Consider the following 13,022-nt stretch of genomic DNA (forward strand, 5'->3'; position numbering starts at 1 on the left):
TCCGATAAAAAACGTTATATCTGCTGTTTGACCTGGGCTTCCAGTTCGTGTTTCAGGCTGTGGTCCAGGTTCAGCTGCTTTGCCAGCTCATCCAGGTAAGAGCGTTCCATGAAATTGGCATCATCAACCATGGCGACACTAAGCACATAAATTTGTGATGCCAGGTGGGGGTCATTCAAGGCTAGGTTGGCTACGGCCGCAGGGTCAACAGGTTTGTTCATTTCAGCCAGTAGCCAGGCTCTATCTTGCGGATCTGAAATTTTTGAAAAATGGGCGTCTAGCTGGGCTTTTTCTTCTGCCTGTATATGTCCATCTGACTTGGCTGCCGTAATCATGGCCACGAGTAGGGCACGGCTAGTGGTTTCAGTTTTTTCTGCTGAGATCTGGTTGATGGGTTGTGGCATGGGAATGTCCGCGGCCACATTGACGCCTTGAGCCGCCAGTTCGGCCTGGCTTTCCTGCCAGCGTTTGAATGCTTTGTAGGCAACCGTACCTAAAGCAGCCAGCCCACCGTAAGTGGCCAGGCTAGAGTCGGTTTTTTTACCCAGTAACACAGCCAGCGCACCTGCGCCCAATGTGGTTTTGTCTTTGTCGGTAATGAGAGGGTTGTTACCGGTAGTGGCGTTTTTTGCCGTATTGCCAGCCTGTACCATTAGGTCTTTGCCAGCACCTAGTAATGTTTCAAGAATATTCAATGCACTCATGGTTTTGCTCCGCTTTAAATGAATGGATCGATGCCTAAACAGCCCTCGATCTTAATTTTTGTCTGTACGCTTGCCAGACCGCATATACCGACAATTTTAATGAAATCAATAAACAGTTGCAAAAATCAATTGCTAAGAATTGTGAACCGCTGGAGAGTGCTTAAACCTGTCTTAAGCCAGGCATCATCAAAGACAGGCATCATCAAAGACAGGCTTGATGTCCATCTGCCTGTCGGCCAGAGCGGTTAAAATATGCTAATCTTTATATAGATGATTAATATGACCATTAAAAGGAAAGAGAAAATATGCCATCATTTGATGTCGTGAGTGAAGCAGACATGATTGAAGTAAGGAATGCGGTTGAGCAGGCCAATAAAGAGATTGCCACCCGTTTTGACTTCAAGGGCTCGGACGCCCGGATTGAGCAAAAAGAGTTTGAGTTAACTATTTTTGCCGATGACGAGTTCAAGGTGGGGCAGGTTCAGGATGTGCTAATTAACAAACTGTCCAAGCGTGGTGTAGATTTACGGTTTCTTGAATACGGCAAAAAAGAAAAGATGTCTGGCGACAAGCTTAAGCAATACGCCACTATCCAAAAGGGAATTACCGGAGATCTGGCCAAAAAAATAGTTAAAACCATTAAAGACAGCAAGCTTAAAGTGCAGGCCAGCATCCAGGGCGATACCGTACGGGTAAGTGGTGCCAAACGGGATACCTTGCAGGATGTCATTGCTTTGCTGAAAAAAGAGGTTGCCGATGCTCCGCTTAGTTTTAATAACTTCAGGGATTAAATCGTGGGTGCTTGTGTATCGGTTTATCCCATTAATAATCCGTTCCTGGAATGGATGGGCATTACCTTAAGTGATTGGTCCGAAGGGTATGCGCAAATGCATTTGCCGATGGGGACCAATCTGGGTAACCGCACTGGACGTGTCCAAGGGGGCGTATTATGTACCCTGCTTGATTCGGTTGCCGGTTATAGCGGTATTTATTCTGCACCCGGAGACCCTGAATTAAAGGCGCTTACCCTGTCGTTAACCACCAATTTTATTGGTGCCGGCGATGGTGAAATGCTAAAGGCCAGGGGTTTTGTAGAAAAAAAGGGGCGCAATATATTTTTTGCCCGTTCCGAGGTATGGCTTGATGATGATTTGCTGCTGGCAACAGCAGTAGGCACGTTTAAATACTCTTTGGTTAAAAAATAAAGCCATTAATTAAAGCCAACGCCATAAAAAAACCTGATGCTGATGCATCAGGTTTTTTGCTTTCAATGGTTAGACACCATTTGCATTACATGACACGGCTACGGTATTCGTTAGTGCGTGTGTCAATTTCAATGTTATCGCCAATGTTGCAGAACAGGGGCACAGCGATTTCGAAACCGGTATTGATTTTGGCTGGTTTCAGTACTTTACCGGAAGTGTCGCCTTTCACAGCGGGTTCGGTATAGGTGATTTCGCGAACAATAATGGTTGGCAGTTCTACAGAAATGGCGCGGTCTTCGTAGAACACCACCTCAACAGTCATGCCTTCTTCCAGGTAGTTCAGTGAGTCACCCATGCTATCGGCTTCAACTTCGTGCTGGTTGTATTCTTCGTCCATGAAAACGTACATGGGATCGGCAAAGTAAGAGTAGGTACACTCTTTTTTGTCCAGCATGACCACTTCAAATTTTTCATCGGCTTTGTAAACTAATTCACTGCCTGAAGCTGTTAACAGATTTTTTAATTTCAGTTTGACAACAGCAGAGCTTCGGCCTGATTTATTGTAATCTGCTTTTAGTACAACCAAAGGTTCGGTGCCAATCATGACTACATTGCCTACGCGCAATTCTTGTGCGGTCTTCATTAATAATAACTCCAGGAATAATGAGTAGTGTATCTACAGTAATATAAACCGATAGAATCGGAAAACGGATATTTTATACTTTTTGCGATATTTTATAATGAATATCTAAAATGGATAAGGATAAAGTCTTGTTTTCAGAAAGATTTTGGCAGTATTTGTCTGCTTCTTGGGCCCATTGTTGGTAATTACCGGGATTGAAGAAAATATCTTGGAAAAGTGTGGAAAATGAGCCTGGACCAGTCGCATTGTTCCAGGCCCGCATTACGTTTGCAACCGGCATGCTGGTTTGACTGCTGGCAAGCCATGCATCCAGTTTAATAATGTGTGCATGGTCCTGCTGCTCATAAATTTGCCAGATAAATGGCCTGGCAGCCCAGATTGCCCTAATAAAACTGTCTTCACCACGAACAAAATTAAGCGAACCCAGCCAGAGCAAACGGTCGTAGTCGCGCTGGTCTATAAATGGCAAACGGATAACCTGCAGTGGGGATATTTGGGCTGTGCAAGCGCAAAGGCGGGCCGCTTCGGCCTCTAGTGAAGGTGCCACGCCTTCGGGAACCAGTAACAAAACGGGCTGATTGGCCTTAACAAGGGTCTGGACCAGTTCATCTACCGGCGCGCTGGGGTAGCAAAATAAATTAATGATTGCCGCGCCCTGTTTCCAAAGCGCAAGTTGGGTTGCGTTAAAAAATGGAGCCAGGAAATTTTTCTGTTCTGGCTGGTTGTGTTGCCACTTGTCACGTTCTGGCAGCAGGTTTTTTTCACGTAGCAAACCGCCTGTTTTGGCCGTGAAACCAGGAAAGAAGAAATATTTTACCAAGCCATTGGGCTGCAGTGACGGTTGGGCATGAAAGCTTTCCACCCAAGGTTCGGCAGACAGGTATTCCAGGTTCAGCCATAAACGCGTATTGCCTTTCATGGCCTGTACACAAGCAGGTGGCGGGTCACAGGCAAAGGCTTCAATAACCACTTCTGCCGGTTGTCCCGTGAATGCGTTATCACTGCACCAATGATGAACGTGAATGCCCTGAATAACTTGATGCTTAAGGCAGGGGTCCAGTTCGGGGGTGATTTTCCCAAAACTGTGCAGTTCATCAACCCACAAGCGAATGCTGGCCTGGCTTTCTGCCTTCAAATCACGTGCCAGGCGCCAGCACACACCAATGTCCCCATAGTTGTCAATCACCTTGCAGAAAATATCAATGCTTTGGGGAGGACGTTTAATGGAACTGTTCACTGGAAATATCTATATCATCAAAATCATCAGGAGCGCTAATGTAAGTTAGTTCTCCGGCGGGATTGGGGAAAAGCGGTTCGTCGGTTTCTTCATGCAGGCCAGGTTTGAGCATGTCATTAATACAAATGATATGCTTAATGCCATTGGCTTGCAGCTGCTCGACGATATAAAGGACTTGTGCCGATTCAGTAATGGTTTCCGGTATGGTCTCTTCCTGTTCTTCACTGAACAGGGGCCACATGCAGCCATAAATAACCTGATGGGAATCCAGGAAAGTAAAGCCGATACGGTATTCCTTGACCTGCTCTTCGCCAATGCCGGCAATGGTAGCGCGAAAGGATTCAGCCGGAATGTTCAGGGTGTTTTGCAACCATTGAATGGAAGCGGTCAGGGCCGCATAACGGATACGTTTATCGGCTTCGCGATTGCCGATATAAAACGCATCGGGCAGTGGAAACTCCAGTCCGCAGGCGGGTAACAGTTCCCTGAACAGAGGCAGGGCTTCTTCCTGCCATGGCTGAAGGCAACGTTGGCGTTGTTCGGCAAAGTGTTCGCTGGCTTGCTGCCATTTGAAAATTGGCTGGTTTTGAGCGACACAAAAAGCGGCCATGATATAACGGGTATCCGCCAGCATGCTCAGGTCTTCGGTAAGGGGCTTGGGAGTGGAAAGCGGTGTGACGGGCAAGTTCAAGGCTTGCCGGGCCAGTGCATTGCACCACAGATGGGTTTGGTCAAAGGATTTTGGCATCTGCTCTACCGAGCATAGATGCGGGTGAATGGCTATTTCCACCGAAGAAGCACTGATATGTTTTTTTAGCAGATTGACCAGGGCTGTTTGTGTGTTCAGGGATAGTGCAGGAGAAGGAATCTGGAACCGGGTCCAGACCACGACGGGAATCACCACGAACAGGCAGTCGTAATGAATGCCGTCTTTTTGCAAGGTACAGGATTCGGACATGGTTTCTGCATGTTCCAGCAAAATATCATGGGTTTCGGTGTCGCTTAAAGCCAGGAAATCAAGCGCACGGTCTACCTGGTTTTTTTTATTGCTCGTGAAAACCTCGACCACTTTTTGATCAATCAGGGTTTCCCAATGCCGGTCTTCAATAATACAGCCGGATTGTTTTAGTGCTTTACAAATGTCAACAAGGTTCCGGCTTGCCTTGCTTAATTTTTCGAATACGGGTTTGCTCATATTTTGGACGGCCCCTTTCATGACAGATGATGAAAGGGGCCATGGTTATTTATGCTAAAAGTTGTCGAAGAACGAAGGGAAGAATACCGCTGTGCTGATAGTATTCAACTTCAACCGGTGTATCAATGCGCAGCAGCAAGGTAATGTCCTGTTTGCTGCCATCGGGGCGATGAACGGTGAGCACGATATCCTGTTGTGGCTTGATGCCATCTTCCAGACCGCTAATATCGTAGGTTTCGTCTCCGGTAATGCCCAGGGATTCTGCCGAGTCATTGCCCTTGAATTGCAGTGGCAAGACGCCCATGCCCACCAGATTGCTACGGTGAATGCGCTCGAAGCTACGGGCAATAACCGCTTTAACCCCCAGTAGCTGGGTGCCTTTGGCGGCCCAGTCGCGTGAAGAACCGGTGCCGTATTCTTCACCGCCAAATACGACGGTTGGTGTGCCACTGGCAATATATTTCATGGCGGCATCGTAAATGGGCAGTTGCTCTTGACTGGGTTTGTGAATGGTTTCACCCCCTTCAAAGCGGCTGCCATTGGGCAGGGCAGGAATCATGAGGTTCTTGATGCGAACGTTGGCAAAGGTGCCACGCATCATGATTTCATGATTGCCACGGCGCGAACCATAGCTGTTGAAATCGGGTTTCTTGACACCGTGGTCTAGCAGCCATTTGCCAGCGGGAGAGGTCTCTTTGATGGAACCGGCTGGTGAAATATGGTCGGTGGTAACCGAGTCACCAAAAATGCCCAGTGCGCGTGCCTGTTTGATGGGCGGCATGGCGGCAGGTGTCATGCTGAAATCATCAAAGAAAGGCGGTTCTGCAATATAGGTGGATTTGGGCCAGTTGTACACATCGCCTGAAACACCCTTGATTTTTTTCCATAGCTCGCCAGGATTGGTTTTGACCTGGGCATAATTGTTGCGGTATGCCTTTGGATTCATGGCCTTGCCCAGCAGTTTTTCAACCTCTTCATCGCTTGGCCAGATATCGCCCAGCCAGACGTCTCCTTTTTTGCCCTTGCCAACCGGTTGGGTCATTAAGTCTATATTCAGGGTGCCTGCCAATGCATAGGCGACAACCAGTGGTGGGGAAGCCAGGAAGTTGGCTTTGATATTGGGGTGAATGCGTGCCTCGAAGTTGCGGTTGCCAGAAAGCACAGCAGCACACACCAGATCGTTCTTGATAATGGCTTCATTGAATTCGGGTAGCAGGTCACCGGCGTTACCGATACAGGTGGTACACCCATAGGCGGCCACATCAAAGCCCAGCTGCTCAAGATAGGGCAGCAGGCCTGTTTTGCTTAGGTATTCGGTAACCACCCTGGAGCCCGGGGCCAATGAGGTTTTGATATGCTTTTGAACGGTAAGACCGGCTTTGACCGCTTTTTTAGCCAACAGGCCAGCCGCCAGCAAGACACTTGGGTTGGACGTGTTGGTGCAAGAGGTAATGGCGGCAATCAGGATGTCGCCGTTTTTAAGAGAAACGCCATTTGGGGTTTCATAAGCGACATTGAATTTTTCTGCTGGCTGGTTAAAGCCGTTTTTCTCGGGGGGCGCGGTAAACAATTCGGCAAAGTTTCTTTTAACATTGCCCAGCTCCACGCGGTCCTGAGGCCGCTTAGGGCCGGCTAAAGAGGGAGAAACGGTTTTCAGGTCCAGTTTGACGACCTTGGTGTAGTTGATGTCTTTGGCTTTGGGAATGCCAAACATTTTCTGGGCCTTGAAATAGGCCTCCAGGGCTTCAATTTCCTCTTCGGTGCGGCCGGTACCCTTGAAGTAGTCAAGGGTGTGCTCGTCTACCGGGAAAAAGCCCATGGTTGCACCGTATTCGGGTGCCATGTTGGAAATAGTGGCGCGGTCGGTCACGCTTAGGCTGGCGGTGCCAGGGCCACAGAATTCTACAAATTTGCCAACCACTTTTTCCTTGCGCAGCATTTCGGTAATGGTTAGTACCAAATCAGTTGCGGTAACACCGCCACGCAGCTCTCCGGTAAGCTCAACGCCAATGACATCGGGGGTCAGCATGTAATAGGGCTGGCCCAGCATGGCCGCTTCGGCTTCAATACCGCCTACTCCCCAGCCCACAACGCCAATACCGTTAATCATGGTGGTGTGGCTATCGGTGCCAACCAGGGTGTCAGGGTAGTACACATCGTTGGCGTCTTTGTGGACGCCACGGGCTAGATATTCCAGGTTAACCTGGTGAACAATACCAAATCCGGGGGGAACAACACCAAAGGTGTCAAAGGCCTGCATGCCCCATTTCATGAATTGGTAGCGTTCTTTGTTGCGCTGGAATTCAACCTTCATGTTCAGGTCCAGGGCGTCTTTGGTACCGAAGTAGTCAATCATGACTGAGTGGTCAACCACCAGATCGACGGGGACCAGCGGCTCGATGGCCTTGGGGTTTTGGTCCATTTTTCCGGCTACCGAACGCATGGCGGCTAAGTCAGCCAATAAAGGAACGCCGGTAAAATCCTGCAATACCACGCGAGCCACTACAAAAGGGATTTCTTCTTCACGTTTGGCATTGGGTTGCCAGTTGGCCAGCTGGCGCACATGTTCCTGGGTAACTTTATTGCCATCACAGTTGCGTAATACCGATTCAAGTACGATCCGGATGGAAACGGGCAGCTTGTTGATTTTGATATCGAGTTTTTTACCCAGGGCAGGAAGGGAGTAATATTTCCTGGTTTTATTGTTGACCGAGAGTGTTTTTACAGTGCTGGAAAAAGGCATGCTAACCTCGCTGTTTGAATTAATGGGCAAAAGAGTCTTGCGGCGGATTTATAAGATTTTGATTGTTTAATGCTAATGATAGCATTAGGCAGCAGGTATTTGCTTGCAGTATTTAGCCAAATTTGCATTAGGTTTATGGTTTTTTCATTGGCGGCAAGGGCATAAATAAAAAAACAGGCCTTAAAAAGGCCTGTTTTAATGTTCAACCAAACCGTTTCAGGTTGAAACGGTTTTGACTTTAGTTACTTAGATACCAACAGTATCGGCAACTTCCTTGAAGTCTTCGATTTGGTCGAAGTTCATGTAGCGATAGATGGAATCGCTGTTTTCGTCGATGATACCGATATCGGCCATGTACTCTTCGCGTGTCGGGATGCGACCCAGACGAGAGCAGATGGCAGCCAGTTCAGCAGAACCCAGGTAAACGTTGGTGTTTTTACCCAAACGGTTAGGGAAGTTACGGGTACTGGTTGACATCACGGTAGCACCTTCACGAACCTGTGCCTGGTTACCCATGCACAAAGAACAACCTGGCATTTCCATGCGGGCACCCGCTACGCCCAGAACACCATAGTGGCCTTCTTCGGTAAGTTGCTTTTGGTCCATTTTGGTTGGCGGAGCCACCCACAGTTTGACCGGAATATCGCGTTTGCCTTCAAGCAGTTTGGAAGCGGCGCGGAAGTGACCGATGTTGGTCATGCAGCTGCCAATAAATACTTCATCAATTTTTTCACCGGCAACGTCAGACAGTGTTTTCACGTCGTCTGGGTCGTTCGGGCATGCCACGATAGGTTCGTGGATATCAGCCAGGTCAATTTCGATGATGCTTGCGTATTCGGCGTTTGCATCAGGCTCAAGCAGTTGAGGGTTGGCCAGCCAGGCTTCCATGGCTTTGACACGGCGTGCCAGAGAGCGTTCGTCTTCGTAGCCGTTGGCAATCATCCATTTCAACAGGGTAATGTTGCTGGTGAGGTATTCGATGATAGGCTCTTTGTTCAGGCGGACGGTACAACCAGCGGCAGAACGTTCGGCAGAAGCGTCAGACAGTTCGAATGCCTGTTCTACTTTCAGGTTTGGCAAGCCTTCGATTTCAAGGATACGGCCCGAGAAAACGTTTTTCTTACCTTGTTTTGCAACGGTCAGTTCACCGCTCTTGATGGCGTACAAAGGAATGGCATTAACCAGGTCACGCAGGGTAACGCCGGGCTGCATTTTGCCTTTGAAGCGAACCAGAACGGATTCTGGCATGTCCAGAGGCATGACACCGGTTGCTGCTGCAAACGCAACCAGACCGGAACCGGCGGGAAAACTGATGCCGATTGGGAAACGGGTATGGGAGTCACCACCGGTACCAACGGTATCGGGCAGCAACATGCGGTTTAACCATGAGTGAATAACACCATCACCAGGACGCAGGGCAATACCACCACGGGTGCTGATGAAGTTTGGCAGTTCGTGGTGTGTTTTGACGTCGACGGGTTTTGGATAAGCAGCGGTGTGGCAGAAAGACTGCATGACCAGGTCGGCAGAGAAGCCCAGGCAAGCCAGGTCTTTCAGTTCGTCGCGGGTCATTGGGCCGGTGGTGTCCTGGCTACCAACAGACGTCATTTTGGGTTCGCAGTAAGTACCTGGGCGAACGCCTTTGCCTTCGGGTAAGCCACAGGCACGGCCAACCATTTTTTGTGCCAGTGTAAAGCCTTTGCCTGAATCGACAGGTTCGCTAGGCAGGCGGAACAGGGTTGACGCGGGCAGGCCCAGTACTTCACGGGCTTTGGCGGTAAGACCTCGGCCGATGATTAGGGGGATACGGCCACCGGCACGCACTTCGTCAAACAGGACGTCGGATTTAACCTTGAAGTCGGCAATGACTTCGCCGTTTTTCAGGGCCTTGCCTTCGTAGGGGCGCAGTTCTACTACATCACCCATTTCCATTTGGGAAACGTCTAATTCAATTGGCAATGCACCGGCGTCTTCCATGGTGTTATAAAAGATAGGCGCAATTTTGCTGCCCAGGCAAACACCACCAAAGCGTTTGTTAGGAACGAAAGGAATGTCTTCACCGGTAAACCACAAGACTGAGTTGGTGGCTGATTTGCGTGAAGAACCTGTACCTACAACGTCACCGACATAGGCAACCAGATTGCCTTTTTCTTTCAAAGATTCGATGAACTTTACGGGGCCGCGCTTGCCGTCTTCTTCGGGCTCGAATGCAGCGCCTTCACGTTTGTTTTTCAGCATGGCCAACGCGTGCATGGGGATATCTGGACGTGTTGTGGCGTCTGGAGCGGGAGAAAGATCATCAGTATTGGTTTCGCCACCAACTTTGAAGACCGTGATAGTCAGGCTTTCAGGAACTTCAGGACGGCTGGTGAACCATTCAGCATCAGCCCAGCTCTGAACCACTGCCTTGGCGTTTTCATTGCCTTTTTCTGCTTTTTCCTGAACGTCATGGAATGCATCAAACATGAGCAGGGTTTTTTTCAGGGCATCGGCAGCGATGGGGGCCAGTGTTGGGTTATCGAGCAGGTCGATAAGGGGGTCGATGTTGTAGCCACCCAGCATGGTGCCCAACAGTTCGGTCGCTTTTTCTGGGGTGATCAGGGGGCATTTTTCGGTGCCGAAAGCAACCGCAGCCAGGTAAGAAGCCTTGACTTTAGCGGCATCATCCACACCAGCAGGTACACGGTGGGTAATCAGATCCAGCAGATAGCTTTCTTCTCCGGCAGGAGGTGCTTTGAGTAATTCGATTAAATCAGCGGTTTGTTTGGCTGATAAAGGCAGAGGAGGGATGCCCAGCGCAGCGCGCTCGGCAACGTGTTGACGATATGATTCCAACATGACGTGACCTTAAAAAATATTAGAGACAACCTGTGTATTATAAGGCTTTTTCGTGAAAAAGTCTTATGTCTTATATAAGAGTTGGCTGTTTGCAGCAACATAAATTCCAAAATGGCAGTAATATTTTGTATCTGGCAGGACTCACGTGCGGTTTTGGAAAATGAAGGTAATGCAGGCCAAGCCGGATTTTACACGGTTGCATAATCTTTTGTTTTTTTCTGTTGATTGGGCGCGCGGCAAACCTCACTGTTTTGCGGCACCTTCTTCAGGAAGGGGAGAATATCAAAGAAAGTTCTAATAATGATCTGGGTAGCTGCCGTTTTGGTGGGTGGATCAGGGTATAATTCGCCCATACAATTCATCTGTTTTTTACGAGTTTAATTCGTGACTTTTACAGTCAGTGATATTTTTACCGTAGTAGCATGATGTATATTTTTATGGTTACATTTTTAATCAATTAAAAGCAAAAGGAAACGTATGTCTTCTAAGAAGAAGCTTGCTATCGCAACGGCAGGCGTCCTCGTTGTTGCAGCCGGCGCAGCCTGGTTTGGTGGTAATAAACTGGCTCAAGGTAAGGTAGAGGAAGAGCTGAAGGCTTTTTTGGTACAAAACAATTTGCAGGATAATGTGTTCTGGGACAGCCTTAGTGCCAATGTTGGCGGCACAGGCTCCATGACCAATGTCAAAATTATAGACAAGCAAAATCCTGCCCATTACTTTACTTTTCGCAAAGTGATTTTAAATGATCTTGAAAACACCGAAAATCGCCAGAAAGTAGATGTTTCCTTTGAAGGTTTTGCCGATGAAACCGGCCAAAGTCCAATTGGCAAAGTGTCAGAAAGCAAGTTGGCTGAGCTGGGCTATACAAAGTTGCCCGAAGTGAATGGCAAGCTGAAAGTCAATGTTGACAGTACGACAGACCGCTCATCCTACGAGATCAGCATTGATCAGCCTGAAGTTGCTAATTTTGGTGTCAAATTTGATGCCAATAAAATATCCGGCTTGCTTGAGCAAATACGCAACAATGCAGAGCAGGTGCAGGGTAATGCCATGGCATTGCTTCCGTTCCTGGCGCCGATTAGCATTAACTCCCTGTCCTTTGATATTCAGGACAAAGGCCTTGTGGAGCGCGTTATTGCCAAAGAAAAAGGCGTTACCTGGGGTGAAAAGTCATCCCCGGCGCAAGATGCTGCCTATAACGCAAAAATGTTGCAGCAAAAAGAAGACTGCCTGAAGCAGGGGGCGGTAGTTTTTGGTGAAAGCAAGACAGAAGCGTCTTGTGATGCGGTTTACAAGTATGTGACCAACCAGAAAAACCGTATTTCATTTGCCATGAACCCCAATCCTCCCTTTGAAATCTTGACGGTTGTGCAACTATTATCTGGTCAGGGGGCAGGCAACCTGAACCAGATTCTTCAGAGCCTGAATATAGAGCTGAAGAATTAATCATGCTAAAGCTTGCGTCAATCACCCCGCCCTGAAGGGCGAGGTTTCCCTCGCAAGTTGATGAAAAAAGGCGTTCGGGTTTGAACGCCTTTTTCTTTAAGACATTTAAATTTTTTCAAGCCACATTGGTATATTCGGGGTGCCGTTTCAGGTAGGTAACCGTATATGAACAAACGGGGTGAACTTTCCAGTGATGGCTACTGGCGGTTTCCAGGGCAAAACGGGTCATTTCCGCAGCAATACCGCGTCCGCCAACTTCTTGCGGGACCAGGGTATGCAAAACATGCATAACATTATTTTCAAGCCGATAATCAATCAGGCAGGTGTGGCCATCAATAACCGCCTGGAAGCGGGACAGTTCGGGAAGGTGCTGGATAGATAAGCTCATAGACTTGCCTTGGGTGAGAATAAGAACGCTACCATGATAATACTTTAAGAAGCGGCAGGCTATGACAGGCTTACCGCTGCAAAGGTTTTAACGGCTAAGCAAAATACCCCAAACCACGAACATGCAAAGGATGCCAATAAAACAACAGCCCCACAGCCCAAGCAACGGCCATTTGATTTTAACGGGCACCTGTGAGGGAATGACATGAGGCAAAATACGGTTGGCATGGCCAATCAGCCAGAACTGTACGTTGGGAAAAAACAGCCTGAAAAAATAGTCCAGCAATATTGAGCTGCGAATGGGAAGGGAAAACCGGTTAAATGGCTGCATGCTCAAGTAAGGATGCTTAAGCAATTCATTGGTAGGTTTCAGGGAAAAGAAAATCAGGTAAAGACCGGAAAACGATGCAATCAGGAAACAGGCCATCAGTATTGCAATGGCGTAGGTCAGTATCAATTCAGTCATAAGAAAAAAGAATAAGTCTCGGGTTGGCAGGTGAAAAATGTGATGAACTGAATATTCTAACCTAAGTTGGTCAACTTGTTTTTTATCGTGATATCGAATTAATATCGAATGATTACTAATTAATATTAGACAGCTATCGTAATTGATACTACTCTTTT

Annotated in this window: 12 protein-coding genes; 3 read left to right on the top strand and 9 right to left on the bottom strand. The window is 48.1% G+C overall.

The annotated features are described in order from the left end of the window. Positions 1–14: 14 nt before the first annotated feature. Positions 15–704, bottom strand: coding sequence for a tellurite resistance TerB family protein (locus tag JHL22_RS00785; protein ID WP_234041027.1), 690 nt, complete (start codon positions 702–704; stop codon positions 15–17). Between the two features lie 305 nt (positions 705–1,009). Here JHL22_RS00785 and JHL22_RS00790 point away from each other — a divergent pair, with 305 nt between their 5' ends. Both JHL22_RS00790 and JHL22_RS00795 read left to right on the top strand, forming a co-directional pair. After that, positions 1,010–1,495, top strand: coding sequence for a YajQ family cyclic di-GMP-binding protein (locus tag JHL22_RS00790; protein ID WP_200232755.1), 486 nt, complete (start codon positions 1,010–1,012; stop codon positions 1,493–1,495). A gap of 3 nt (positions 1,496–1,498) precedes the next feature. Then, complete coding sequence (locus JHL22_RS00795) at positions 1,499–1,909, top strand: PaaI family thioesterase (protein ID WP_329610614.1); 411 nt, start codon at positions 1,499–1,501, stop codon at positions 1,907–1,909. Between the two features lie 85 nt (positions 1,910–1,994). Here the strand turns inward: JHL22_RS00795 and efp are convergent, their stop codons facing one another. The 6 genes from efp to JHL22_RS00825 form a co-directional block, all read right to left on the bottom strand. Beyond that, positions 1,995–2,552, bottom strand: coding sequence for an elongation factor P (efp, locus tag JHL22_RS00800; RefSeq protein WP_200232756.1), 558 nt, complete (start codon positions 2,550–2,552; stop codon positions 1,995–1,997). 73 nt (positions 2,553–2,625) lie between these two features. Next, positions 2,626–3,789 (bottom strand): elongation factor P maturation arginine rhamnosyltransferase EarP, encoded by a 1,164-nt coding sequence (earP, locus tag JHL22_RS00805; RefSeq protein WP_200232757.1) that lies wholly within the window; start codon positions 3,787–3,789, stop codon positions 2,626–2,628. Further along, positions 3,773–4,984: a DUF2863 family protein gene (locus JHL22_RS00810; RefSeq protein WP_200232758.1), complete on the bottom strand. Its 1,212-nt coding sequence runs from the start codon at positions 4,982–4,984 to the stop codon at positions 3,773–3,775. The genes earP and JHL22_RS00810 overlap by 17 nt, the downstream gene beginning before the upstream one ends. Before the next feature lie 49 nt (positions 4,985–5,033). Further along, positions 5,034–7,727, bottom strand: coding sequence for an aconitate hydratase AcnA (gene acnA, locus JHL22_RS00815; RefSeq protein ID WP_200232759.1), 2,694 nt, complete (start codon positions 7,725–7,727; stop codon positions 5,034–5,036). 246 nt (positions 7,728–7,973) lie between these two features. Beyond that, a complete protein-coding gene (gene acnB / locus JHL22_RS00820) occupies positions 7,974–10,565 on the bottom strand; it encodes a bifunctional aconitate hydratase 2/2-methylisocitrate dehydratase (protein ID WP_200232761.1) in 2,592 nt (863 codons plus the stop codon). 188 nt (positions 10,566–10,753) lie between these two features. After that, positions 10,754–10,918, bottom strand: coding sequence for a hypothetical protein (locus JHL22_RS00825; RefSeq protein WP_200232762.1), 165 nt, complete (start codon positions 10,916–10,918; stop codon positions 10,754–10,756). A 124-nt stretch (positions 10,919–11,042) separates the two neighbouring features. Here JHL22_RS00825 and JHL22_RS00830 point away from each other — a divergent pair, with 124 nt between their 5' ends. Further along, positions 11,043–12,011 carry an aq_1923 C-terminal domain gene (locus JHL22_RS00830; protein WP_200232763.1) on the top strand — a complete coding sequence of 323 codons (969 nt, stop codon included), beginning with the start codon at positions 11,043–11,045 and terminating at the stop codon, positions 12,009–12,011. Positions 12,012–12,126: 115 nt separating this feature from the next. Here JHL22_RS00830 and JHL22_RS00835 read toward each other — a convergent pair whose 3' ends face one another. Both JHL22_RS00835 and JHL22_RS00840 read right to left on the bottom strand, forming a co-directional pair. Beyond that, complete coding sequence (locus tag JHL22_RS00835; RefSeq protein WP_200232764.1) at positions 12,127–12,399, bottom strand: GNAT family N-acetyltransferase; 273 nt, start codon at positions 12,397–12,399, stop codon at positions 12,127–12,129. Positions 12,400–12,486: 87 nt separating this feature from the next. Further along, the gene (locus JHL22_RS00840) at positions 12,487–12,864 is read right to left on the bottom strand and encodes a hypothetical protein (protein WP_200232765.1); all 378 of its coding nucleotides are present in this window, start codon (positions 12,862–12,864) and stop codon (positions 12,487–12,489) included. Between the last annotated feature and the right edge of the window lie 158 nt (positions 12,865–13,022).

It is taken from the genome of Advenella mandrilli (assembly GCF_016595155.1).
Lineage (GTDB): Bacteria > Pseudomonadota > Gammaproteobacteria > Burkholderiales > Burkholderiaceae_B > Advenella > Advenella mandrilli.

Excerpts from the sequence above, each read along its gene's own strand:
- JHL22_RS00785 (WP_234041027.1), bottom strand. The coding sequence starts at position 704 with ATGAGTGCATTGAATATTCTTGAAACATTACTAGGTGCTGGCAAAGAC.
- JHL22_RS00790 (WP_200232755.1), top strand. The coding sequence starts at position 1,010 with ATGCCATCATTTGATGTCGTGAGTGAAGCAGACATGATTGAAGTAAGG.
- efp (WP_200232756.1), bottom strand. The coding sequence starts at position 2,552 with ATGAAGACCGCACAAGAATTGCGCGTAGGCAATGTAGTCATGATTGGC.
- JHL22_RS00810 (WP_200232758.1), bottom strand. The coding sequence starts at position 4,984 with ATGAGCAAACCCGTATTCGAAAAATTAAGCAAGGCAAGCCGGAACCTT.
- acnA (WP_200232759.1), bottom strand. The coding sequence starts at position 7,727 with ATGCCTTTTTCCAGCACTGTAAAAACACTCTCGGTCAACAATAAAACC.
- acnB (WP_200232761.1), bottom strand. The coding sequence starts at position 10,565 with ATGTTGGAATCATATCGTCAACACGTTGCCGAGCGCGCTGCGCTGGGC.
- JHL22_RS00825 (WP_200232762.1), bottom strand. The coding sequence starts at position 10,918 with ATGGGCGAATTATACCCTGATCCACCCACCAAAACGGCAGCTACCCAG.
- JHL22_RS00830 (WP_200232763.1), top strand. The coding sequence starts at position 11,043 with ATGTCTTCTAAGAAGAAGCTTGCTATCGCAACGGCAGGCGTCCTCGTT.
- JHL22_RS00835 (WP_200232764.1), bottom strand. The coding sequence starts at position 12,399 with ATGAGCTTATCTATCCAGCACCTTCCCGAACTGTCCCGCTTCCAGGCG.
- JHL22_RS00840 (WP_200232765.1), bottom strand. The coding sequence starts at position 12,864 with ATGACTGAATTGATACTGACCTACGCCATTGCAATACTGATGGCCTGT.